Here is a 23,003-nt window from a genome sequence, read left to right as displayed (position 1 = left end):
CCGAGGTTCCGACACGAACTGCCGATCTTGCGTCCAGCGCCGCCCCGGCGCGGCCGCGGGTGCGCGCCGCGACGGTCAGGACTCGCCGGTGACCAGGTAGATGACGTGGCGGCCGGCGTTGACGGCGTGGTCGGCGTAGCGCTCGTAGAAGCGGGCCAGCAGCGCGGTGTCGACGGCGGACTCGACGCCGTGCGTCCAGCTCTGGTCGAGCAGCTTGGCGAAGAGCGCCTTCTCCAGCTCGTCCATGGCGTCGTCGTCGCGTTCCAGCTCGGCGGCGCGCTCGATGTCACGGGACGCCAGCACCAGGGTGATCTTGCCGGCGATGCGGTCGGCCACGTTGGCCATCTGGCCGAAGATCGAGGTCAGCTCCGCGGGCACGGCGACCGCGGGGTGGCGGCGCAGGGCGGACTTGGCGACGTGCTCGGCGAGGTCGCCCATGCGCTCCAGGTCGGTGCCGATGTGCAGGGAGGTGATCACCATGCGCAGGTCGGAGGCGACGGGGGCCTGCTGGGCGAGCAGGCGCAGGACCTTGTCCTCGACGGAGCGGAACAGGGCGTTGATCTCCTCGTCGCGGGCGACGACCCGTTCGGCTCCCTCCTTGTCGGCGCTGAGCAGGGCGGTGGTGGCCGCGCTCATCGCGGTGCGGACCGCCTCGGCCATGGAGACCAGCAGGCGGCCGACCTCGAGCAGGTCGGCACGGAACTCCTCGCGCATTGATCACTTCCTGAGAACGGTGGAGGGGGTCGCGGATCACGGTAGGCGGCGCGGACGGCCGTAAGGTGAACATCGGTGAACGAGAGCAGGCGCGACGGTGAACACTGTGCAACCAATGCCGGTTTTGGTCGCGTTATACCTGAATTGTGGCGGAACGTTGGGGGAGCGGTCTGACCTACGATCGCATCGTGAACCCACTGGCAGCGCCACCCGGCGGCGGCACGATCATGCTCGCCGTCGCCGTGGGCGTCGTGCTGGGCCTGATCGCGGGCCTGCTCTACGCCCGCTGGCGCGCCCACCGGCAGGCCGCCACCGCGGTCAACGCGCTCGGCCCGTCGGGTCTCGGGGCGCCCCTGTCCAACGACCCGCTGGCGGGGCTGGGCCGCAAGAGCCTGGACGCGCTGCGCGTCGGGGTGGTGCTGCTCGACGGCGGTGACCAGGTGGTGCTGGCCAACCGCGCGGCCCGCGCGATGGGCATGCTGCGGGCCAGCGGGGTGCCCGGCGCGATCAGTGCGCACCCGATCCTGCGTACGCTGGCGGGCCAGGTCCGCCACACGGGCGTGCCGCGCGAGGTGGAGCTGGACCTGCCGCGGGGCCGCGAGCTGGCCGACTCCCCGCTGGGGGTGCACCTGCGCGCGGTGGCGGTGGGCGGCGGCCTGGTGGCGATCGAGGCCGTCGACGTGACCGACGCGCACCGCGTGGAGCGGGTGCGGCGTGACTTCGTGGCCAACGTCAGCCACGAGCTGAAGACGCCCATCGGCGCGCTGCAGCTGCTGGCCGAGGCGCTGCTGGACGCGACCGAACCGGCGAGCGAGCAGCCCGACCCGGAGGCGGCGGCGGCCCAGGCCGCCGAGGACGTGGCGGCCAGCCGCCGGTTCGCCGAGCGGATCCAGCGGGAGAGCACCCGGCTGGGCCGGCTCGTCTCGGAGCTGCTGGAGCTGTCCCGGCTGCAGGGCGCAGAGCGGCTGCCCGACCCGGAGCCGGTCTCGGTGGACGCGGTGATCGCCGAGGCGCTGGACCGGGCCCGCACGAACGCGGCCGCCAAGCACATCGAGCTGGTCACCGTGGGCACCCGCGGGCTGACCGTGTACGGCAACGACAACCAGTTCGCGACCGCGCTGGGCAACCTGGTGGAGAACGCGGTGGCCTACTCGCACGAGCAGTCGGCGGTCGTGGTCAGCGCGCTGGCCGAGGGGGACCGGGTCGACATCAGCGTCTCCGACCAGGGCATCGGCATCGGCCCCGGCGATCTCGACCGGGTCTTCGAGCGCTTCTACCGGGCCGATCAGGCGCGCTCGCGTTCGACCGGCGGCACCGGGCTGGGCCTGGCCATCGTCAAGCACATCGCGACCAACCACGGGGGACGGGTCGACGTGCGCAGCCGCCTCGGCGGTGGCTCGACGTTCACCCTGCGGCTACCCGCCCGACCCCCGGAGGCGATGCTTCCGCTACCCGCCTCCTTTGAGATCGAGACGTCGCCGTCCCCCGGCGCGCCCGCTCCGACCCTCGCGACACCGGCCGTGGACCCCACGGCGGCGGCCGCGAACCCCGCACGACCGGCTCAGACCGGCTGACTGGCAACTGCGAAAGGTGGGCGTGATGTCCCGCGTACTGGTGGTCGAGGACGAGGAGTCGTTCTCGGACGCGCTGTCGTACATGCTGCGCAAGGAAGGCTTCGAGGTCTCCGTCGCGGCGACCGGCACCGCCGCGCTCACCGAGTTCGACCGCACGGGCGCCGACATCGTGCTGCTGGACCTGATGCTGCCGGAGATGTCCGGCACCGAGGTGTGCCGGCAGCTGCGGCAGCGCTCGCACGTGCCGATCATCATGGTCACCGCACGGGACAGCGAGATCGACAAGGTGGTCGGGCTGGAGATCGGCGCGGACGACTACGTGACCAAGCCGTACTCCCCGCGCGAGCTGGTCGCCCGGATCCGCGCGGTGCTGCGCCGCCAGACCACCGACGTGGTCGAGGTGGCGGGCGGCACGCTCGCGGCCGGGCCGGTGCGGATGGACGTGGAGCGGCACGTGGTGACCGTGGACGGCGCCCCGGTGCAGCTGCCGCTGAAGGAGTTCGAGCTGCTGGAGCTGCTGCTGCGCAACGCGGGCCGGGTGCTGACCCGCGGCCAGCTGATCGACCGGGTGTGGGGTGCCGACTACGTCGGCGACACCAAGACGCTGGACGTGCACGTGAAGCGGCTGCGCTCGAAGATCGAGCCCGAGCCGTCCACCCCGCGTTACCTGGTCACCGTCCGCGGCCTGGGCTACAAGTTCGAGCCCTGACCGGTCAGTACAGCTCGCGCAGCGCCTGGGCGATGTCCTCGATCTCCCGCAGCTCGCCCGTGCACACGGCGATGACCAGGTCGTACGCGACGTCCTGGTCGAGCGCGGCGAGCCGGCGGCGGCTGACCGCGCCGTTGACGGTGAGGAAGGCGGTGGCCGTGATCCAGCCGATGCGCTTGTTGCCGTCCACGAACGGATGGTTGCGGGTCAGCGACTGGAGCAGCGCCGCCGCCTTGGTCCACAGGTCCGGATACATCTCCGTGCCGAAGGCGGTGCTGCGCGGGCGGGCCACCGCAGACTCGACCAGGCCCGGATCGCGTACGGCGACCCCGAGCCGCCCGGCGATCGCCAGCACGTCGGCGTACGTCGGGACGTAGACCTCGCTCACTGGGCCAGCCGGGCCAGCAGGTCGGTGTGCACGGAGACGATCTCGTCGACGGCCGCGGCGAAGCCCTCCGGTCCCGGCTCGCCCGACAGGTCGTCCAGCGCGGCGAGGCGCTCCTCGTCATGTACGTCCGGCGGCGCCGGGGCCCGGCGCACCTGCTCCTCGCTCATGCTGACTCCTGCGGGTTCTGCTCAGGCCCGCTCGGCGCGGGATGATTCGAGGTTATCCCGCGGGGCAAGCAGCTTCAGCGTGGTGCGTTCGCGGGCGGCGACGGTGGCCGGGTGCTCGGCGATCAGGCCGCGCTTCTCCCGCTCGGCGCACAGCTCGGCGAGCTTCGCGTACGCCTGCTCGCCGATCAGCGCGGTCAGCTCCGGGGCGTAGCTGACGTACATCGCCTCGGCGCCGGTGTGCGCGTCCGGCGACGAGGTGCACCACCAGTGCAGGTCGTGGCCGCCCGCACCCCAGCCGCGCCGGTCGAACTCGCCGATCGCGGAGACCAGCACCTTGGTGTCGTCCGGGCGCTTGGTCCACTGCTGGTCGCGGCGGATCGGCAGCTGCCAGCACACGTCGGGCTTGTACTCCAGCGGGTGCACCCCGTCGCGCAGCGCCTGGGCGTGCAGCGCGCAACCGCCCCCACCCGGGAAGCCCCCGTCGTTGAGGAACACGCACGGGCCCTCCTCGCCGTCGGGGCCCTTCTGCGTGGCGGTGCGCCGGGCGGGCTTCTCGTCGTGCAGCTCGTCCAGCTCGGTCCACTTGTCGAAGCCGCGTACGTGGTGCTGCCAATGCGCCTTGTCCAGGCGCTTGACCGCGGCCTTGACCCGCTTGACGTCGTCGGCGTCGGTGAAGAACGCGCCGTGCGAGCAGCATCCCTCCTGTTCCCGGCCGGCGATGATGCCCCGGCAGGCGCTGCCGAACACGCACGTCCAGCGGGACAGCAGCCAGGTCAGGTCGGCGCGGATCAGATGGTTCGGGTCCGCCGGGTCGGCGAACTCCAGCCACTCCCGCGGGAAGTCCAGCGAAGTCTCTCCCTCGTGCTCCACGAGTCCCAGCCTACGGCGCTGGCGGGCACCGATAACGTAGGCGCATGCGGCTCGGTGTCCTCGATGTCGGATCCAATACAGTTCACCTCCTCGTGGTGGACGCGCACCGCGGTGCGCACCCCTGGCCGGCCCGCTCGCTGAAGGAGCGGCTGCGCCTGGCCGAGCAGCTCGGCGGCGCCGGGGAGCTGACCGTCGCCGGGGCCGACGCGCTGGTGAAGGCGTGCGCGCAGGCCAAGGCCGCGGCCGAGGAGCTGGGCGCGGAGGAGCTGATGGCGTTCGCGACCTCGGCGGTCCGCGACGCGACCAACTCGGCCCAGGTGCTGCGCCGGGTGTACGAGGAGACCGGCGTCGACCTGAAGGTGCTCTCCGGCGAGGACGAGGCCCGGATGACCTTCCTCGCGGTGCGCCGCTGGTTCGGCTGGTCGGCGGGGCGGCTGATGGTGCTGGACATCGGCGGCGGCTCGCTGGAGCTGGCCGCGGGCATCGACGAGTCGCCGACGGTGGCGGTGTCGCTGCCGCTGGGCGCCGGGCGGCTGACCCGGCGCTGGCTGGCCGCGGACCCGCCCGGCGCCGCCGAGCTGGCCGCGCTGGAGTCCTACGTGGACGAGCAGCTGATGCACCGCGAGCTGGACGAGCTGAGGGGCTGCGAGTTCGCGGCGGCGACCTCGAAGACGTTCCGTTCGCTGGCCCGGCTGGCCGGCGCCGCGCCCAGCGGCGACGGGCTGTGGGCGCCGCGCGCGCTCACCCGGCGCGGGCTGCACCAGGTGCGCGGCTTCATCCAGCGCATCCCGTCGGCGGCGCTGGCCGAACTGGACGGTGTGAGCGCGAGCCGGGCCCATCAGCTGCTCGCCGGGGCGGTTGTGGCGGAGGCCGCAATGCGGCGATTGGGGGTCGACGAGCTGCGGATCTGTCCGTGGGCGCTGCGGGAAGGTGTCATCCTCACCCGCCTGGATCAGCTGACTACGGGCTGACCGGGGCTACCCTGGAACGCGTGTCCGTGCCGGTGCTTCTTTCCAGTTCGTCCGTGTTCCCCGAGCCCACCGCCGCCGCCTTCGAGCTCGCGGCGTCGCTGGGCTACGACGGTGTCGAGGTCATGGTGTGGACCGACGCGGTCAGCCAGGACGCGGGCGCGCTGCGCGGGCTGTCCCGCCACTACGGCATCCCGGTGCTGTCGATCCACGCGCCGTGTCTGCTGGTCACCCAGCGGGTCTGGAGCCCGGACCCGAAGGAGCGGCTGCGCCGCGCGGTGATCCTGGCTGACACGCTGAGCGCGCCGACCGTGGTGGTGCACCCGCCGTTCAGCTGGCAGCGCGACTACGCGCGCGGCTTCACCGACACCGTGTCGAAGCTGGCGCACCGGCACACCGGGGTGCGCATCGCGGTGGAGAACATGTACCCGGTGCGCATGGGCAAGCGCCAGGTGGTGCCGTACCACCCGGGCTGGGACCCGACCGAGACCGGCTACGACTCCTACACGCTGGACCTGTCGCACTGCGCGGCCTCGCGCTCCGACGCGCTGGAGATGGCCGACGCGATGGGCGAGGGCCTGGCCCACATCCACCTGGGCGACGGCACCGGCGAGGGCCGGGACGAGCACCTGGTGCCCGGCCGGGGCACCCAGCCGTGCGCCCGGCTGCTGGAGTCGCTGGCCGAGCGCGGGTTCACCGGCTCGGTGGCGATGGAGGTGGCCACCCGCAAGGCGGGCAGCCGGGCCGCCCGCGAGGCCGACCTCGCCGAGGCGCTGGAGTTCGCCCGTACGCACCTGTCCGCGCCGAGCGCGGCCCGCGCCTGACCGGCGCCCCTCGACGAGCGAAGCTCCCGCCCTGCCGGGCGGGAGCTTCGGTCATGGAAGGAGTGAGGTCAGCCGACCGGGGTCAGGCTGGCCTGCTGGGGGACCTCGGGCTTGAGCCGGGCCGCGGCGGGACCGTGCTCGGAGATGGCGGCCTTCTTGCGGGCGCGGTGTGCCGCCACGTGGGAACGGGTGGCGCACCGCTCCGAGCAGAAGCGGCGGCAGTTGTTCGACGAGGTGTCCAGGTAGACGTTGCCGCAGCGGTCGTCGGCGCAGACGCCGAAGCGGGCGCTGCCGTACTCGCACAGCCACACCGACAGGCCCCAGACGGCGCCGGCCAGGTATTCGGCGCTGACCGCCGAGCCCCGGCTGGTGACGTGGATGTGCCAGTTCCCGGACTCGTGGCCGGAGATGCGGGGGTGCACCGGATGTGCTTCGAGCAGCGAGTTGAGCTCGTTGACGGCCTCACGTTCGCGGCCGTTCGCGCCGTGCTCGAACACCTCGCGCAGCCGACGCTGGGCCTTGCGGAACACCTGCAGGTCGCGTTCGGTGGCGTCCTCGCACATCCAGTCCGGCCCCGGCAGGACAGCGCGGAGCTGGCTCAGGTCGTCCAGCGGCGCGTTGACAAGATCAACAGCCGTTCGGGCGTACGCATCGAAGTTCACCCGACAAAGGTAGTGCAACTACGGCGTGCGTGGGGTGTCAACATAGTGGGGGATGAAGCGCGCGTGACCGTCCGTGATGAGCTTGGTGCTCTCGCGTAGCCCCAGGCCCGCCGCCTCGCCGTCGATCATCCAGGACCCGAGGACCACGTGGTTGCCGTCAAACGACGGCAGGGCACGGAATTCCTGGAAGCAGTGCCCGCCCTCGCCGTAGATACCGTCGGTGAACTGTTCGCCCTGCGCAGTGACGATCCGCACATTGGCGCCCTCGCGGCCGAGCAGCGCCTTGGCCACGTACTCGGTCATGTCCCGGGGGCCGTCCAGGTACGCCGGCAGCAGCAGCTCGTGGCCGGGGTAGAGCTCCCACAGCACGGCCAGCAGCGCCTTGTTCGACAGCAGCAGCTTCCAGGCGGGCTCGATCCAGGTGGTCGGGGTGCCCGGGTCCAGCGCGAGCCGCCCGTAGGGCTCGGCGACCATCCACTCCCAGGGGTACAGCTTGAAGATCGTGTTGATCGGGTCGCCCGCGCTGTCGCGGAAGCGGCGCCCGTCCCACGCGATGTCGAGCATCGGGGTGACCCGCACGTCGAGGCCGGCCTGGTGCGCCGTGTCGGCCAGGTAGCCGACGGTCATCAGGTCCTCGAACGTCTCCTCCAGGTTCGACCAGGCGAAGTACACCGGACCCTCGGCGAACCGCGGCGCGAGCCCGCGCCAGCCCTCGATCAGGCGCTCGTGCATGCTGTTCCACTGGTCCAGGCCCGGCCGGGTGTCGGTGAGCCAGAACCACTGGATGATCGACGCCTCGATCAGCGAGGTCGGGGTGTCGGCGTTGTACTCCAGCATCTTGGGCGGGCCGCTGCCGTCGTACCAGAGATCGAACCGGCCGTAGAGGGTCGGCGGCTGCTCCCGCCACACCCGGCTCACCTCGGCCCGAGCCCACTCCGGGATGCCGAACTCGGCGAAGCGTCCCCGCTCCACCACGTGCGCGGCCGCGGCCAGGCACATCCGGTGCAGCTCCTCGGTCGCCTCCTCCAGCCGCAGCACCTCGTCCAGCGTGAACGAGTAGCAGGCCGACTCGTCCCAGTACGGCGTGGTCGCGCCGTCGTCGAGCTTGGTGTCGGAGTAGAGCATGCCCTGGGCCCGGACCGTCTCACGCCAGTCCGGGCGGGGTTCGATCTGATGACGCCGCACCGGTGCTCAGCCTCCGCAGGAGGCCAGGTGCGTGCCGAAGCCGCCGGAGGCGGGCAGCGGCTCGGCGGAGGCCGGCGGCTCGGCCAGACGGATGCCCGAGTTGCCGGCGGCGAACACGGTCTGGCGCGGCGCGGGCTGGCTGTCGCAGTCGTCGTCATCGTCCATGGCACAGGCGAGGGCGGCGACCAGCACGACCACGCCGCCGATGATCACAGCGGGGGAGCGGAGCGGGTTCTTGTCGGTCACGTGGAATGTTGTAGCCGACGCGGACAACTACCGGACAGTCGAGACATCGAACAGTGCTCTTGTATACAAGAACCGGTGTCCCCGGAGGGGCCCGGCACACGCGCGTTACGCTGCCCTCATGCTTCGCTCCGTGATCCTCGCCGCCGCCCGGTCCCAGAAGGTGGAACACCTCGTCGAGACCGCACCGATCAGCCGCGACGTCGTCAGGCGCTTCGTCGCGGGCACCGGCACCGCGGACGCGCTCGCCGCGACCCGGCAGCTCGCGGACGCCGGACTCACCATCACGCTGGACAACCTGGGCGAGGACACGCTCACCGCGGACCAGGCCAACGCCACCAAGGAGGCGTACCTGGAGCTGCTGGCCGAGCTGGGCCGGGCCGGGCTGACCGGCCGCGCCGTGCCCGGCGAGCAGACGGGCGAGGTGACCGTCGCCACCGCCGAGGTGAGCCTGAAGCTGTCCGCGCTCGGCCAGGCCTTCGACGAGCAGCTCGCCGAGAAGAACGCCCGCGAGATCTGCGAGGCCGCCGCGGCGATCGGCACCACGGTCACCCTCGACATGGAGGACCACACCACCACCGACTCGACGCTGGACATCCTGGCCCGGCTGCGCCGCGACCACCCCGGCACCGGCGCGGTGCTGCAGGCGTACCTGCGCCGCACCGAGAGCGACTGCCGGGAGCTGGCCACCGCCGGATCGCGGGTGCGGCTGTGCAAGGGCGCGTACAAGGAGCCCGAGCACGTCGCGTACCAGGCCCCGCTGGAGGTCGACAAGTCCTACGTGCGCTGCATGAACATCCTCATGGCGGGCGAGGGCTACCCGATGCTGGCCACCCACGACCCCCGCCTGATCGCGATCGCGCAGGACCGGGCCAAGTGGTTCGACCGCTCCCCGGCCGAGTTCGAGTTCCAGATGCTGTACGGCATCCGCCCCGACGAGCAGGCCCGCCTCGCCCGTGCCGGGCACACCGTGCGGGTGTACGTGCCCTACGGCACCGAGTGGTACGGCTACCTGATGCGCCGGCTCGCCGAGCGCCCGGCCAACCTGACCTTCTTCGCCCGCGCCCTGGTCTCGAAGAAGTAGCCCCGTTAGCAGGTCCGGCGGGTTGCGGCGCGCGGGGCTGTCGCGCGGTGCCGCACGTTGGTAGCGTCCTCGTCCGTGCACCCCGAGGACGCGAACGACGCCGCCGGCCCGGCCCTGCCCGCAGGCTGGCAGCCGTTCGAGGACACGGGGACCGGCCCGGTCGATCCGTGGGCCGAAGGCGGCGCGGGGCTGCCCGACGACCATCTGCCGCTGGACCACGAGGACCCGACCCCGTCCGCGGTGATCATGGCTGCCCAGTCGGCCCCGCCCCCACCCGACGAGCCGCCGACCGCACCGATCACGGTCGCGCCGCTGCCCGCCGACCCGGCGGCACCGGACGTCACGACCGTGCTGCCCACGACCGTGCCGCCCGCCGCCGCACCGCCCGCGCCGGGTACGGGGAGCAACCCGTCCCCTCAGCTGCAGCACAGCAGTGGCGCGTGGCCGGTGGTGCAGCCACCCACGGGCAGTGGCGCGTGGCCGGTGGTGCAGCCTCAGCATGACAGCGGCGCCTGGCCAGCGGCGCAGCCGCCACCGCCGCAGCACGGCAGCGGGGCGTGGCCCGTGGTGCGGCCGCAGCACGGCAGCGGGGCGTGGCCTGTCGTGCAGCCGCACGGCACGGGTGCGCACCCGTCCGTCTCCGGGGTGCCCGGCTACCCGCCGCAGGTCCCGTCGTGGCCGGTGGTCGCGCCGCCGCCGCGGCGGCGCTGGGGGCGGCTCATCGTGCTGCTCGCGGTGCTGCTGGTGGTGGCCTGCCTGGCGGCGGGCGGCGCGGCGGTGCTGGTCTTCCCGTGGCTGCGGGACCGGGTCACCGGCGGCGGGCCCGCCCCGGAAGGCTCCGTGCCGAGCCCCGGGTTCGGCGCGTCGCTGGCGGACCGGCAGGCGTGGATCAAGGACCGGATCGGCGCGGCGCTGGTCGCGCAGCAGAAGGCGCTGCTGTCGGGGGACGAGCAGGGTTACCTCGCCGTGGTGGACCCGGCGGCCGAGGTGAAGGTGCGCGACGGGCTGCGGCGGCAGTTCCGGTCGCTGCGGGCGATGCAGGTCGCGGCCTGGACCGAGGAGCCGACCCACCCGCTGCCCGCGCCCGACGGCCAGGTCTGGATCACCGAGCTGCGCAGCACCCCGTGCTTCGTCACCCCGATCTGCTCGTCGGCACCGGCGCGGGCGGCCACCCGGTGGCGGATCGCGGACGGCCGCGCGCTGCTGCGCGAGTGGGCGCCGGTGCAGGTGCAGCCGTCGCCGCATCCGTGGCAGGTGGCCGAACTGGTCGCGGTGGCAGGCCCGCGGACCGTCGTCGCGACCACGCCGGAGCACGAGGATCGGCTCGCCCGGCTGCTGACCGAGGCGGAGAAGGCGGCCAAGGTCGCCGACCGGCTCGCCCGGCCCGGGAAGCTGCCCCCGCGTTACGTCGTCTACCACGCCGGGGACGGGGCCTGGGGGACCTGGTTCTCCTGGAAGCCGGGCCGGCACGTCAGCGGCGGAGCGGTGCGGGTGGGCCCCGACCGCTGGGAGATCGTGCTCAACGAGCGGGACAGCGGGCCGAGCACGGCAGGTGGGGTGCTGCGCCACGAACTCGCCCACGCCGCGTCGCTGGCCGGGCTGGGCGACGACGACGACGACGAACTGTGGTGGCTGCAGGAGGGACTGGCCGAGTATGCGGGCCTGAACGGCCGTCCGGTCAAGGACTACCTCCGGCTGACCGACATCCGGCGGCTGATGAAGCAGTGGGACGGCGACGTGGAGAGCGCGCTGCCGCCGCGGGACGCCCCCGCGTGGCAGGTGGTCGCGCGCTACGGCGTCAGCGGCCTCACCGTGCGCTACCTGGCGGACCGGTTCGGCGAGGCGAAGCTCGTCGACTTCTTCCACCGGGTGGTCCACGACGGCAAGGCCGTGACGGAGGTCGCGCCGCAGGTCTTCGGAGTGGCGTGGGCGGCGCTGGAGCGCGACTGCGCCGCGTTCATCCGGCGTACCGCGGCCTGATCTTGGCGAAAGCCTCGCATCGGTCACAACCGTCCCGGTAACGTACTCAATACACAGGAACCCGCCCGTCGCATAGGGAGGTGGGGCTGCTCATGATCGGATCAGCACGGCCGGACGCCCGGCTGGCGGAGGTCAGGTTTCTCACCGTCGCCGAGGTGGCGACGCTCATGCGGGTCTCGAAGATGACCGTCTACCGTCTCGTGCACTCCGGGGAGCTCTCGGCGGTACGGGTCGGGCGGTCGTTCCGGGTCCCTGAGCAGGCCGTTCAGGAGTACCTGCGCGGGGCCTTCTCGGAGCAGTGAGGCGGCCCGCCTCACTAGGACGGTGACCCCTGGCAGTGCGCCCACGGCTGCTCGGCTACCCTGAACGGGTTCCACCACCGTCAACTTCGAGGGGATGCCGTATGGGCTCCGTGGTCAAGAAGCGCCGCAAGCGCATGGCGAAGAAGAAGCACCGCAAGCTGCTGCGCAAGACCCGCGTCCAGCGTCGCCGTCTCGGCAAGTGAGGCACGCGCCCGGGTGCCGTGAGCTAGCCGGACACCTGGGCGTGGAACTGTGGGACCCTACGGCGGGTGTGATGCCCGCCGGGTCCGCGGTGCCTCTCGACCATTCTTCGCCGCCCCGGGGAGGCGCGTCATGACCGCGGCAGCCGCCGGCTCTGCCGGTGACCGCGCACGCGCACCCCGGGTCGTCATCGTCACCGGCGTCAGCCGGTTCCTCGGCGCGACCGTCGCCGCCCGCATCGCCGCCGACCCCCGGGTTCAGCGGGTGATCGGCGTCGACCGCACGGATCCGCCCGCCGAGCTGGCGCCGCTGCTCAGCGGCATCACCCTGCGCAAGGTCGATCTGACCGAGGGCGCCGCCTCGCTGATCGGCACGGGCGCCGAGGCGCTGGTGCACCTGGCCATCATGTCCTCGCCCGACCCGGCCGCGGGCGGGCGCGCGGCGATGAAGGACCAGAACGTCATCGGCACGCTCCAGCTGCTGGCCGCCTGCCAGCAGATGCCGTCGCTGCGCCGGCTGGTGGTGCGCTCGTCCACCGCGGCGTACGGGGTGTCGTTCCGCGATCCGGCCGTGTTCACCGAGGACACCGAGCCCCGGGACGTGCCGCGCGGCGGCTACGGCCGGGACATCCTCGACATCGAGTCGTACGTGCGCGGCTTCCGCCGCCGCCGTCCCGGCGTGGTCACCACGGTGCTGCGCTTCGCCCCGTTCATCGGGCCGCAGGCCGACACCGCGCTGCTGAAGTTCCTGGCCCGGCCCATGGTGCCGACCGTGCTGGGGCGCGATCCGCGGCTGCAGTTCATCCACGTCGACGACGCGCTGGAGATCCTGCGCCGCTCGGTGCTGGAGGACCACCAGGGCACGTTCAACGTGGCCGGGCGGGGCACGCTCACGCTCTCGCAGGCGGTGCGCCGGTCCGGGCGGCTGGAGCTGCCGGTGCCCGAGCCGGCCATGCACGCCGCCGCCTCCTTCCGCCGCGGCGTCGCCGGGCTGAGCCTGGACCAGGTGGACCTGTTCGTGCACGGACGGGTGGTCGACACCGCCCGGCTGGTCCGGCAGTATGGCTTCACGCCCCGCTCGACCGCCGCCGCCTTCGACGACTTCGTCCGGGCCCAGGAGCCCGGCGCGGTCATCACCCCGGCCCGGGTGGCCGCCGCCGAGCAGCGGCTGCTCGACATGATCCGGACGGTACGCGAACGGAGAGGGGCTGCCAGGTGACCAGGCCCGAGATCGCGCCCGAGATCGACGACGAGTTCGACGAGCGGGTCGCCGCCGGGCTGGCCTTCCTGCGCCGCCGTCTGTCCGGGCAGTACGAGATCGACGAGTTCGGCTTCGACCCTGAGCTGACCGACCAGGTGTTCCAGCCGCTGCTGCGCCAGCTCTACCACCGCTGGTTCCGCACCGAGGTGATCGACGTCAAGAACCTGCCCGCCGAGGGCGGGGCGCTGGTCGTCGGCAACCATTCGGGCACCATCGCGCTGGACGCGCTGATGCTCTCGGTCGCCTGCCACGACGAGCACCCGGCGCACCGGCACCTGCGGCTGCTCGGCGCGGACTTCGTGTTCCGCATGCCGTTCGTGTCGGAGCTGGCCCGCAAGTCGGGCGCGACGCTGGCCTGCAACCCCGACGTGGAGCGCCTGCTGCTGCAGGAGGAGCTGGTCGGCGTCTTCCCGGAGGGGTTCAAGGGCGTCGGCAAGCGCTTCGCCGACCGATACCAGCTGCAGCGCTTCGGCCGGGGCGGGTTCGTCTCGGCGGCGCTGCGCACCGGCCGGCCCATCGTGCCGGTGGCCATCGTCGGGGCCGAGGAGATCTACCCGCTGCTCGGCAACATCAAGCCGCTGGCCCGGCTGATCGGCGCGCCGTACTTCCCGGTGACCCCGACGTTCCCGTGGCTCGGGCCACTGGGGCTGGTCCCGCTGCCGAGCAAGTGGCTGATCCGATTCGGCGAGCCCATCGACACGGAGCCGTACGCCGACGCGGCCGACGATCCCGCGGTCGTCTTCAACCTCGCCGACCAGGTCCGCGAGACCATCCAGACGATGCTCCGCGAGACCCTGGAGCTGCGCCCCGACCCCTTCGGCGAGTGATGCCGAGGTTTGTGGGAGTACAGTTACCATAACTGTGGTCCCACAAATCCAGGAGGGCGCGGATGCTGTCCAGGCCGCCGGCGATGTTCGATCGGGCTCACGAATGGGCCGCGCTGAGCCGCTTCATCCTCGACGAGCAGGCCGGAGCGACCCTCGGCGTGGTGTCCGGCCGACGCCGCCAGGGCAAGACCTTCCTGCTGGACGCGGCCTGCCGGGCAGCAGGGGGCTTCTTCTTCGGGGCGACCGAGGCGACCGACGCCGACTCGCTGCACCGGCTGGGCGAGGCGCTCACCGAATACACCCGTCCGGCCACGCCGATCCGGCTGACCTCGTGGTACGAAGCGGTGGACGCGCTGCTGGCCCTCGGTCGGGAGCGGCCGGTGCCGGTGGTGCTGGACGAATTCCCTTACCTGGCCAAGGCGAACCCCTCCCTGCCGTCGATCATCCAGGCGGCATACGGGCCGCTGCGCACGGAACGGGTCGAGTCCCGCACCCGGCTGCTGCTCTGCGGCTCGGCGATGTCGTTCATGGGCGGCCTGCTCGCGGGCAACGCGCCGCTGCGCGGCCGGGCGGGACTGGAGATGGTGGTGCGCACCCTCGACCACCGGCTGGCCGCCGAGTTCTGGGGCTTGAGCGACCCCCGGCTGGCCCTCATGGTCAACGCGGTCGTCGGTGGCACCCCCGCCTACCGGCGTGAACTGGCCCGCAACGACTCGCCCGCCGACGCCGGCGATTTCGACGCCTGGGTGACGCGCACCGTGCTGAACCCGGAGAGCCCGCTGTTCCGCGAGGCGCGCTACCTGCTCGCCGAGGAGCCCGACCTGCGGGACACCGCCCTCTACCACTCCGTGCTCGCCGCGGTCGCCGAAGGCAACGCCACCCGCGGCGGCATCGCCAGCTTCCTGGGCCGGAAGGCGGCGGACGTGGCTCATCCGCTGGACGTGCTGGAGGACGCCGGCCTGATGGCCCGCGACGCGGACGCCTTCCGGGACAACCGCAGCAGCTACCGCATCGCCGAACCGCTGATCAGCTTCTACGGCGCGGTGATGCGCCCGGTCTGGAGCCAGCTGGAGCGGCCGGGCAGCGCGACCCGCGTCTGGCAGCAGGCGAAACGGCGCTTCGAAAGCAACGTGATCGGACCCCGCTTCGAGCAGGTCTGCCGCGAGTGGGCGCTGTACCACGACGATGCCGAGCTGCTGGGCGGCCTGCCCGCCCGGGTCGGCACGGGAGTGGTCAACGACGCCGCCGCGAAGGCGGCGCACGAGGTGGACGTGGCGGTCGTCGGGGTGTCCGACGGTGCGCAGAAGCCGCCGCTGCTGTCCGTCGGCGAGGCGAAATGGAACGAGGTGATGGGCGTGCCGCACCTGACCCGGCTGCGGCGCATCCGCGACCTGATCGTCGCTGGTGGCCGCTACGACACGGCGGCCACCAGGCTGGCCTGCTACAGCGGCGCGGGCTTCACCCCGGAGCTGCGCTCCGCGGCGGACCGTGGCGAGGTCGTGCTCGTCGACCTGGCCACGCTCTACGGCCTGCGGTAGCGATCAGAGTCCGCGCAGGTCGAGCGCGTGCCAGACGAGGGTCTCGTTGTCGCCGGTGGACCACCACAGCACGCCGCCGCGGGCGACCACCCGACCCGCGTTGTCGCTGACCTGGACCAGCTCGCGGGTGCTCAGGTCGTAGAGCAGCAGGCGGCTGCCGGTCACCACCGGGCTGGAGCGGGTGTAGATCTCGAACCGGTCCAGCAGCGCGACGTCGGCCACGGCCGAGGCGACCGCGCCGCTGACGGTGCGGACCCGTTCCGCGCCCTCCGGGCGGGTCAGCTCGATGACCGTGGACGCCTCCGTGCTGCCGATCACGATCGACCGGCACCAGGACGGGGAGCAGGTCAGCAGCTCGTTGGGGCGTACGCCGACGGTGAAGCGGCGGCCGGAGTCGATGTTGGTCGCGGTCACCTCGCCCGCGTCGGCGGCCGATTCGCTGACCAGCCACGGCCAGGCGCTGATGGCGTACCCGCCGGCCAGTTCCCGGACCTCGGGGGTGCCACCGGCCAGCGGCACGGTGCGCAGCGCGGAGTAGCCCTCGCGGCCGCTGTCGGCCATCCAGCTCACCCGGCCGTCGTGCAGGGCCAGGTCGCCCTGCTTGTCGAACAGCATCACCGCACCGGTGTCCTCGGTGACCACCCGCGCCGGGCCGCCGTCCAGCCGGGCCGCCCAGATGCGGCTGCGCCCGGCGCCGTCGGGATCGCTGGTCAGCTCGACCCAGACCAGCTCGGCTCCGTCGCTCGCGAATCCGGCGAACTCGCCCGCCTGGTCCCGCGGCAGCCGGCGCAGCTCGCGCAGGCCGTCCCCGGAGCGCAGCAGCAGGCGCACGTCGGCCCCGCCGGGGCTGGCCGCCGTGCCGACCGAGCGTCCCGCGTCCAGGAAGAACAGCGGGGTGTACGCGGCACCGTCCGGCAGCGTCCCCGGCGTGTCGAGCACGTGCGCACCGGCGTACGCGACCGACAGCGGCACCTCGCCGGTGCGGCGTGGGGGCGGCGGCTGCCGGGGGTCCAGGGCGAGCATCGCCGCGCTCGCGCCGAGCGCCGCGACCAGCGAGACGACGCGGGTAAGCGGCGGCCGGTCCGCGGTGGCGGTCACAGCTTCTTACGGCGGCGGGACAGCGCCATGCCACCGGCGACCGCGCCCGCCAGCACGCCCGCGCCGAGCGCGACCGGCACGGCGACCTTGGCGGCCTTGCGGCCGTGCCGGAAGTCGCGGATGTCCCAGCCCTGCGTACGGGCCATGCGGCGCAGCGCCCCGTCCGGGTTTACGGCGACCGCGGTGCCGACCGTCGTCAGCATCGGCACGTCGTTGATCGAGTCGCTGTACGCGGTGCAGCGGGCCAGGTCCAGCCCCTCGGCGGCGGCGAGCGCCTCGATCGCGTGCGCCTTCGCCGGGCCGTGCATCATCTCGCCGACCAGGCGGCCGGTGTACGCCCCGTCGCGGATCTCGGCGACGGTGCCCAGCGCCCCGGTCAGGCCCAGCCGGGACGCGATGACCCGGCCCAGCTCGACGGGGGCGGCGGTGACCAGCCACACCCGCTGCCCGGCGGCGAGGTGCTGGTCGGCCAGGGCCCGGGTGCCGGACCAGATGCGGTCGGCCATCAGCTCGTCGAAGATCTCCTCGCTGAGCCGCTGCACGTCGTCCACCTGCCAGCCCTGGATGAAGGCGAGCGCGGCCTCACGGGCCTGCGAGATGTCGCCGGAGTGCTCGGCCGCCAGCAGCCGGAAGCGGGCCTGGCTGATGGCGAACCGGGCCAGGTCGATCGTGGTGAAGTAGCGGCGGGAGGCCAGGCCGCGGGCGAAGTAGTACAGCGAGGCGCCTTGCATCATCGTGTTGTCCACGTCGAAGAAGGCGGCCGCGGTGCGGTCGGGCGCGGTGACCGGCGTGGTGCCGGGCACGGATATCGGCGCGGACACGGGCGCGGGCACCGCGGGACCCGCCTCGCTCGCGATAGCGGCGGTCGGCGCGGGACTGCGACGGTGTGCCATGGCCCCTCCTTCTGCGGACGGCGTCCTTCGTGCCACGTGACGGCTAGAGCGTATGCGCCGGAGGCCGCTACACGCAGTAGGGGCGCGGCACCTCATCGGTGCCGCGCCCCTGATCCGAACGTGCGTTTCCGCTAGCCGAGCAGGCCGCCGAGGATCCGGCCCAGCTCGTCGAGCAGGCCCTCGTCCTGCGTCTGCTCGGGCTGGCCGTCGGGTGCCGGAGCCGGGGAGGCGGACGCGCTGGGCGCCGCGGAGGCGGCCGGGGCGCTCGGGCCGCCGTTGGCCTCGGGCTTGCCGCTCTCCTTGCTCGGCTGCGGCTCGCGCTGCTGCTCGGGCCGGTTCGGCTGGGACGACACCGCGTTGGCGCAGGCTCCCGGCACGGCACCGAGCTTGTCGCTGCCGTTGGTGCCGGCGCCGCAGGCCAGCGCGGTGCGGGCGGCGGCGGAGCGCTTCTCGATCCGGTCCAGCAGCGCCAGCGAGCCGGTGACCTTGTCCCGGTCCGTGGTGCCGCCGTCGAGCAGCTGCCCGACGAGCATGCGCTGGTCGGCGACGAACCGGTCGACCGCGTCCAGGGCGGAGGTGTCCCGCCGCGCCATGGCGGCGGTGACGAGCATCCGTACGCCCTGGGTGGTGTCGCTGTCCATGTCCGTCAGCGCCGCGGCGAACCCGCCGGCGTCGGTGCGCACGGCGTGCGCCTCGTTGAGCCGGGTCCGGGCGAACTCCAGGTAGAGCCGGCCCCGGGACAGGTCCGAGCCGGCCAGCGCCAGCTGCGCCTTCTCGGTCTGCCGCTTGACGCCGTAGAGGGCGTCGCCGGGGATCGCCTCACCGCTCGCCACCGACACGCCGGACAGCGCCAGCGTGCCGGCGGCGATGCCGACCACGATCGCACCCCGGGCGCGGGCCCGCCCTGAGGTGCGGGCCGACCACGCCGCGTTGCCGCGGTCGCCGGCCTCCGGTCGGGCGGTGACGCCGATGCCGTCGCGTTCCGCGGTGGCGATCAGCTGTGCACGCAGATCCCGTTTGAACGCGGCCTCGGGCACGCCGGGCAGCGTCACGGTGCGCAACTGCTGCCCGACCACGACCAGCTCGGTGAGCTGGTCGTCGACCCGGGACCGGGTGTGGTGACGGCGGCCACCGTTGGCCTCGTCGAGTAGCTGGGCGAAGCGCTCGGCGCGCCGGCGATCGAACAGGGACGTGTTCACCGCGGGCACCCCCCTTCGCTGATCGCGGTGTTTGCTGAGGCGAGCGTCGAGATTGCCGCTCGCACCCGGTCAAACGGGACCAGGGCACGATCAGTTACGGCTGCTCGAAGCCTGTGACCGCTCCGAGTGACATGAATCACGTTCACGGCTGGAACCCCTCGGGGAGCAGGCGGGCGAGCGCGCGCACGGCGCGGTACTGCAGGGCCTTGATGGCGCCTTCGTTCTTGCCCATCGCCTGGGCCGTCTCCGCGACGGAGAAGCCCTGCAGGAAGCGCAGCACGATGCACTCCTGCTGCTCGGGGTTGAGCTGCTTGACCGCGGTCAGCAGGGCGACGTTGGTGATGTGGTCGACGACGGCGGTCTCCGGGCTGCCCTCGGGGCCCCGGTCCTCGCGGTCGGCGTCGAGCACGTCGCCGGTGGTGACCTCCAGCCGGTAGCGGCCGGACTTGAAGTGGTCGGCGACCAGGTTGCGGGCGATGGTGACCAGCCACGCGCCCAGGTCGCGCCCCTGCCAGGTGAAGCTGCTGATGCGCTTGAGCGCGCGCAGGAAGGTGTCCGAGGTCAGGTCCTCGGCCAGCGGCCGGTTGCCGACCCGGAAGTAGATGAACCGGAACACCGTGTCGACGTACCGGTCGTAGATGAGCCCGAACGCCTCGGCGTCGCCCTGCTGGGCCCGCTCGACCAGCGTCCACACCTCGTGGGCGGCGTCGCTGGGATCGGGCCGGTCGGGGTAGCCGGTGCCGCCGGTGCCGGCGCCGCCCTCCTCGACCGCGGGCAGCACCTGGGTGTCCCCGTCGGCCGCGGTGGCTCCGCTCACCTGGGTGGGCATGCCGCTGCGGGTGCCGTTGACCCGGCCGCCGACCGGCTTGGTGCCGGGGGGCTGGTGCCGGACCGCGGCGTCGTTGCCCTGCCGGGTGCGGATCCGCTGGGTGCCGCCGTCGCCACGTACCGCCGTGGCCAGCATCTCGTTGAGCGAAGTGCGGAGCAGGCTCAGGCCGTCGACCAGGGCCCGGCGGGCCGCCGCCACTTCGCTGGTGACCAGCTCATCGCCGAACAACAGAGAACTCATCCCGCCACCTCCGCATGCCCCCAGACCGATCCGCTCCGGCTGTGCGGCGGGCGCGTGCGACCACCGTCATACCGGGCAGTCTCCACCATAAGCCGCACAACACCCGTTACGTACTCGTTCGGTGCGATAAACGGCACAAAGGCCTCCTCTGGCTGAGGGGTGTCGACTCATGGCAAAAGGGGTGAACCGACCCTGAGGATGATAGGGCCACAGCTCACCCAGCGGTGTGGAGTCAGTTGCACGCCGGACCGAAATGTTGTCCGCTCACCCGCAGGTGTCGTCGCACAACGTGTGCGCCCTGCCCCGCTGCGTGTGTCAGGTCTGTGCCAATGACGGGGGTGCACCTCACCCGGCCGGGTGAACCTGCTGTCACGGCCCGGTGTCGCGGATGTGAAACGACGGGGATAGGCGGGGGCCGTCCGCTGTGGAAAACTCAGCCCCCGTGAACCTCGCCACACTGCTGCGAAACCATGCCGCCGCACGGCCGGACCGCATCGCGCTGCGCGCGGGCGAGGAGACGCTGACCTGGGCGCAGTGGGACGCCCGGGTCGACGCCGCCGCCCGCGGCCTGCGCGCGCTCGGCCTGCCCGCTTCCGCCGGGCATCCCGCGCGTGTCGCGATCGCGCTGCGCAACGACCTCGACTTCGCGGTCACCCTGCTGGCGGTGCTGCGCGCCGGGCACGTCGCGGTGCCGTGCAACCCCGGCCTCACCCCGCGCGAGCTGCGCCACGTGCTCGCCGACAGCGGCGCCGAGCTGCTGGTGGCGCCGGAGGCGCTGCGGGCGGGCCTGGCCGGCGCGGTGCCGCAGGGGCTGGACCGGCTGCCGTCGGCCGAGGGCGAGCCGCCCGCCGAGGAGGCGGGGGAGGGACTCGCCCTGCTGCTCTACACCTCGGGCACCGAGGGCGCGCCCAAGGGCGCGATGCTGCCGCATCGGGCGCTGCTGGCCAACCACCGCCAGCTGGCCGCGGTCGAGCCGCCGCCGCTCGGCCCCGGCGACGTGGTGCTGCTGGCCATCCCGCTGTTCCACGCGTACGGCCTCAACACCGGCCTCGGCGAGGTGCTCTTCCACGGCGCGTGCGGCGTGCTGGTGGCCGACTTCGACGCGGCCGGGACCGCCGCGCTGATCGCCGAGCACCGGATCACCGTGCTGGTCGGCGTGCCGCCCATGTTCCTGGCCTGGAGCGCGCTGCCCGACATCGGCGAGCGGCTGGGGTCGGTGCGGCTCGCGGTGTGCGGCGCGGCCGCGCTGGAGCCGGCGGCCGCCGCCCGCTTCACCGAGCTGACCGGGCACACCGTGCAGATCGGGTACGGCCTGACCGAGACCGCCCCGGTGCTCACCTCGACCATCGCCGCGCCCGCGGTCAAGCCCGGCTCGATCGGCCGCGCGCTGCCCGGCGTCGAGCTGCGCCTGGTCAACCGGGCGGGTGAGGACGTGTGGCGGGCGGGCGAGGCGCTCGCCGCCGACGACGAGGACGACCTCGACCTCGGCGTGCCGGACTCGCCGGGCACCGACCCGGGCGAGATCGTGGTGCGCGGGGAGAACGTGTTCGCCGGGTACTGGCCCGACGGCCGGGACGGCCCGGACGCGGCGGGCTGGTGGCCCACCCGCGACGTGGCGTACGCCGACGGCGACGGCGACCTGTTCCTGGTGGACCGGCTCGGGGAGCTGATCCTGGTCAGCGGGTTCAATGTGTACCCGGCCGAGGTGGAGCAGGTGCTGCTGGCGCACCCGGCGGTGGCGCAGGCCGCGGTGCTCGGCGCGCCGCACCCGATGACCGGCCAGCAGGTGCGCGCCGTGGTGGTGCCCGCACCGCGCAGCGAGGTGACGGCGGCCGAGCTGGCCGCGCACTGCGCGCGCAACCTGGCCCGGTTCAAGTGCCCGAGCGAGATCGAGTTCGCCGACACCCTGCCCCACTCGGTGATCGGCAAGGTCCGCAAGGGCATGCTCTGACACGCGGACCCCGCTCCTTGCGAGAATGACGTCCGTGACGACGAGGCTGACTCTCTACACCCGGCCCGGCTGCCACCTGTGCGAGGTGGCGGTGGAGGCGCTCGAGCGCATCGGCGAGCCGTACGAGGAGATCGACATCACCGGCGACCGGGAGCTGGAGGCCGAGTACGGCGACCGCATCCCGGTGGTCATGCTCGATGGTCGGGAACACGGCTACTGGCGGGTGGAGGAGGAGCGGCTGCGCCGTGATCTCGCACGGTAAATTGGCACGATGAAGCGCGGCACGAAGCACCTGGTGTGGGACTGGAACGGCACCCTGATCGACGACCTGCACCTGGTCGTGTCGTCCACCAATGCGGCGTTCGCCGCGGCCGCGCCGGGCCGGTCCATCGCGGTGACCGCCGACGAGCACCGCCGCGACTTCCGCCGTCCCATCAGCGAGTACTACGGCTCGGTGCTGGGCCGGACGGTGGACGAGATGGAGTTCGCCGCCCTCGACCGGGTGTTCCACGACAACTACCGGACCGGCCTGGAGTCCCTGCTGCTGGCCGCCGACGCGCTCGATGCGCTGCGCGGCTGGACCGGCACGCAGTCGCTGCTGTCCATGTGGTTCCACCGCGAGCTGATCCCGACCGTGCACCGCTACCAGCTCACCTCGCATTTCATCCGGGTCGACGGCCTGCCCGAGCGGCTGGGCGGTGAGCAGGCGCACAAGGCCGGCCACCTGAAGCGGCACCTGGGCGAGATGCGCCTGGACGGGGCGGACGTGGTGCTGATCGGCGACTCGATCGACGACGCCGACGCGGCGAAGTCGGTCGGCGCCCGCTGCGTGCTCTACACCGGCGGCTTCACCGACCCCGACCGGCTGCGCGCGTACGGCGTCCCGGTGGCGGACACGCTGCTGGAGGCCGTCGCTCTCGCGGCGTGACGTTCATCTCGCCGCCCCACCTGGTGATCGATGTCTGCGGGCGCTTGGTGGCTATTTGCCGCTTTTACCCGTATATGCAGTGATTCGGGTGGGCGTGTTTTGTGGGTCGATGTCATGGTTGCGACATAATCGCGGAGCAGCGCCCATCCGGATACCCGTGGCGAACCGCCGTTTCGGCGACTCTCCGTGACGGGTGGAGAGCGGTTCGGCCAGAGTGGGGGCACACATGCCGCGGGGGCATTCTGGCCGATTCGTGATCCCGGATGGGCGCGCTTTCAAGATCGCGATTTGTGCACCCCTTCACAAGCGCCTACTCTGTTACCTCGACGTTCCCCGCTAGCACAGAGCCGTTCGGCCATGTGATCGGGG

23 protein-coding genes and 2 pseudogenes are annotated in these 23,003 nt (G+C 72.8%); 14 read left to right on the top strand and 11 right to left on the bottom strand.

Annotated elements, in window-relative coordinates; translation table 11 throughout:
- Nucleotides 1–75: 75 nt before the first annotated feature.
- On the bottom strand, nt 76–714 hold the full coding sequence (gene phoU / locus Cba03nite_RS04250; protein ID WP_203741958.1) for a phosphate signaling complex protein PhoU: 639 nt from the start codon (nt 712–714) through the stop codon (nt 76–78).
- 224 nt (nt 715–938) lie between these two features.
- Here phoU and Cba03nite_RS04245 point away from each other — a divergent pair.
- Nucleotides 939–2,198: pseudogene (locus Cba03nite_RS04245) on the top strand (sensor histidine kinase); the annotation flags it as partial.
- A 115-nt stretch (nt 2,199–2,313) separates the two neighbouring features.
- Nucleotides 2,314–2,997 (top strand): response regulator transcription factor, encoded by a 684-nt coding sequence (locus Cba03nite_RS04240; protein ID WP_120317276.1) that lies wholly within the window; start codon nt 2,314–2,316, stop codon nt 2,995–2,997.
- A gap of 4 nt (nt 2,998–3,001) precedes the next feature.
- On the opposite strand, the gene Cba03nite_RS04235 is transcribed toward Cba03nite_RS04240, so the two are convergent.
- Genes Cba03nite_RS04235 through Cba03nite_RS04225 form a run of 3 tightly spaced genes read right to left on the bottom strand, consistent with a single transcriptional unit; the run spans nt 3,002 to nt 4,431 of the window.
- The gene (locus Cba03nite_RS04235; protein WP_203741956.1) at nt 3,002–3,385 is read right to left on the bottom strand and encodes a type II toxin-antitoxin system death-on-curing family toxin; all 384 of its coding nucleotides are present in this window, start codon (nt 3,383–3,385) and stop codon (nt 3,002–3,004) included.
- Nucleotides 3,382–3,552 carry a hypothetical protein gene (locus tag Cba03nite_RS04230; protein WP_203741954.1) on the bottom strand — a complete coding sequence of 57 codons (171 nt, stop codon included), beginning with the start codon at nt 3,550–3,552 and terminating at the stop codon, nt 3,382–3,384. The genes Cba03nite_RS04235 and Cba03nite_RS04230 overlap by 4 nt, the downstream gene beginning before the upstream one ends.
- 21 nt (nt 3,553–3,573) lie before the next feature.
- Nucleotides 3,574–4,431, bottom strand: coding sequence for a DUF3109 family protein (locus Cba03nite_RS04225; RefSeq protein WP_373315725.1), 858 nt, complete (start codon nt 4,429–4,431; stop codon nt 3,574–3,576).
- Nucleotides 4,432–4,466: 35 nt separating this feature from the next.
- Here Cba03nite_RS04225 and Cba03nite_RS04220 point away from each other — a divergent pair, with 35 nt between their 5' ends.
- Both Cba03nite_RS04220 and Cba03nite_RS04215 read left to right on the top strand, forming a co-directional pair.
- The gene (locus Cba03nite_RS04220; protein ID WP_203741952.1) at nt 4,467–5,393 is read left to right on the top strand and encodes a Ppx/GppA family phosphatase; all 927 of its coding nucleotides are present in this window, start codon (nt 4,467–4,469) and stop codon (nt 5,391–5,393) included.
- Between the two features lie 20 nt (nt 5,394–5,413).
- Entirely contained in the window at nt 5,414–6,214 is an 801-nt protein-coding gene (locus tag Cba03nite_RS04215) for a sugar phosphate isomerase/epimerase family protein (RefSeq protein ID WP_239125444.1), read from the top strand.
- A gap of 68 nt (nt 6,215–6,282) precedes the next feature.
- Here Cba03nite_RS04215 and Cba03nite_RS04210 read toward each other — a convergent pair whose 3' ends face one another.
- Genes Cba03nite_RS04210 through Cba03nite_RS04200 form a run of 3 tightly spaced genes read right to left on the bottom strand, consistent with a single transcriptional unit; the run spans nt 6,283 to nt 8,307 of the window.
- Nucleotides 6,283–6,876: a CGNR zinc finger domain-containing protein gene (locus tag Cba03nite_RS04210; RefSeq protein ID WP_203741950.1), complete on the bottom strand. Its 594-nt coding sequence runs from the start codon at nt 6,874–6,876 to the stop codon at nt 6,283–6,285.
- 18 nt (nt 6,877–6,894) lie between these two features.
- Nucleotides 6,895–8,061: a glutathionylspermidine synthase family protein gene (locus Cba03nite_RS04205; protein WP_203741948.1), complete on the bottom strand. Its 1,167-nt coding sequence runs from the start codon at nt 8,059–8,061 to the stop codon at nt 6,895–6,897.
- 6 nt (nt 8,062–8,067) lie between these two features.
- Entirely contained in the window at nt 8,068–8,307 is a 240-nt protein-coding gene (locus Cba03nite_RS04200) for a hypothetical protein (RefSeq protein ID WP_203741946.1), read from the bottom strand.
- Between the two features lie 118 nt (nt 8,308–8,425).
- Between Cba03nite_RS04200 and Cba03nite_RS04195 the strand changes: the two genes are divergently transcribed.
- From Cba03nite_RS04195 to Cba03nite_RS04165, 7 genes are all read left to right on the top strand, one after another.
- A complete protein-coding gene (locus tag Cba03nite_RS04195; protein ID WP_203741944.1) occupies nt 8,426–9,388 on the top strand; it encodes a proline dehydrogenase family protein in 963 nt (320 codons plus the stop codon).
- A 75-nt stretch (nt 9,389–9,463) separates the two neighbouring features.
- Complete coding sequence (locus tag Cba03nite_RS04190; RefSeq protein WP_203741942.1) at nt 9,464–11,368, top strand: hypothetical protein; 1,905 nt, start codon at nt 9,464–9,466, stop codon at nt 11,366–11,368.
- 92 nt (nt 11,369–11,460) lie between these two features.
- Nucleotides 11,461–11,670 (top strand): helix-turn-helix domain-containing protein, encoded by a 210-nt coding sequence (locus Cba03nite_RS04185; protein WP_203741940.1) that lies wholly within the window; start codon nt 11,461–11,463, stop codon nt 11,668–11,670.
- 101 nt (nt 11,671–11,771) lie between these two features.
- Entirely contained in the window at nt 11,772–11,873 is a 102-nt protein-coding gene (locus Cba03nite_RS04180) for a 30S ribosomal protein bS22 (protein ID WP_007465623.1), read from the top strand.
- Nucleotides 11,874–12,003: 130 nt separating this feature from the next.
- The gene (locus Cba03nite_RS04175) at nt 12,004–13,089 is read left to right on the top strand and encodes an NAD-dependent epimerase/dehydratase family protein (protein WP_203741938.1); all 1,086 of its coding nucleotides are present in this window, start codon (nt 12,004–12,006) and stop codon (nt 13,087–13,089) included.
- A complete protein-coding gene (locus tag Cba03nite_RS04170) occupies nt 13,086–13,958 on the top strand; it encodes a lysophospholipid acyltransferase family protein (RefSeq protein ID WP_203741936.1) in 873 nt (290 codons plus the stop codon). Before Cba03nite_RS04175 ends, Cba03nite_RS04170 begins: the two co-directional genes overlap by 4 nt.
- 83 nt (nt 13,959–14,041) lie before the next feature.
- Nucleotides 14,042–15,496: an AAA family ATPase gene (locus Cba03nite_RS04165; protein WP_203741934.1), complete on the top strand. Its 1,455-nt coding sequence runs from the start codon at nt 14,042–14,044 to the stop codon at nt 15,494–15,496.
- A 3-nt stretch (nt 15,497–15,499) separates the two neighbouring features.
- Here the strand turns inward: Cba03nite_RS04165 and Cba03nite_RS04160 are convergent, their stop codons facing one another.
- The 4 genes and pseudogenes from Cba03nite_RS04160 to Cba03nite_RS04145 form a co-directional block, all read right to left on the bottom strand.
- Complete coding sequence (locus Cba03nite_RS04160) at nt 15,500–16,594, bottom strand: TolB-like translocation protein (RefSeq protein WP_203741932.1); 1,095 nt, start codon at nt 16,592–16,594, stop codon at nt 15,500–15,502.
- Nucleotides 16,591–17,487, bottom strand: a complete 897-nt coding sequence (locus Cba03nite_RS04155) for an HAD family hydrolase (RefSeq protein WP_203741930.1) — start codon at nt 17,485–17,487, stop codon at nt 16,591–16,593. The genes Cba03nite_RS04160 and Cba03nite_RS04155 overlap by 4 nt, the downstream gene beginning before the upstream one ends.
- Nucleotides 17,488–17,849: 362 nt before the next feature.
- Nucleotides 17,850–18,686 (bottom strand): annotated as a pseudogene (locus Cba03nite_RS04150) (DUF5667 domain-containing protein); the annotation flags it as partial.
- 142 nt (nt 18,687–18,828) lie between these two features.
- On the bottom strand, nt 18,829–19,755 hold the full coding sequence (locus tag Cba03nite_RS04145) for an ECF subfamily RNA polymerase sigma factor, BldN family (RefSeq protein ID WP_203741927.1): 927 nt from the start codon (nt 19,753–19,755) through the stop codon (nt 18,829–18,831).
- 442 nt (nt 19,756–20,197) lie between these two features.
- On the opposite strand from Cba03nite_RS04145, the gene Cba03nite_RS04140 reads away from it, so the two are divergent.
- Genes Cba03nite_RS04140 through Cba03nite_RS04130 form a run of 3 tightly spaced genes read left to right on the top strand, consistent with a single transcriptional unit; the run spans nt 20,198 to nt 22,634 of the window.
- Nucleotides 20,198–21,706: a class I adenylate-forming enzyme family protein gene (locus tag Cba03nite_RS04140; protein ID WP_203741925.1), complete on the top strand. Its 1,509-nt coding sequence runs from the start codon at nt 20,198–20,200 to the stop codon at nt 21,704–21,706.
- Between the two features lie 25 nt (nt 21,707–21,731).
- The gene (locus Cba03nite_RS04135) at nt 21,732–21,968 is read left to right on the top strand and encodes a glutaredoxin family protein (RefSeq protein ID WP_203741923.1); all 237 of its coding nucleotides are present in this window, start codon (nt 21,732–21,734) and stop codon (nt 21,966–21,968) included.
- 9 nt (nt 21,969–21,977) lie between these two features.
- Nucleotides 21,978–22,634: an HAD family hydrolase gene (locus tag Cba03nite_RS04130; protein WP_203741921.1), complete on the top strand. Its 657-nt coding sequence runs from the start codon at nt 21,978–21,980 to the stop codon at nt 22,632–22,634.
- The last annotated feature ends 369 nt before the right edge of the window (nt 22,635–23,003 follow it).

It is taken from the genome of Catellatospora bangladeshensis, assembly GCF_016862575.1.
In the GTDB taxonomy this organism is placed as follows: domain Bacteria; phylum Actinomycetota; class Actinomycetes; order Mycobacteriales; family Micromonosporaceae; genus Catellatospora; species Catellatospora bangladeshensis.
This window is presented reverse-complemented; position numbering and strand designations above follow the sequence as displayed.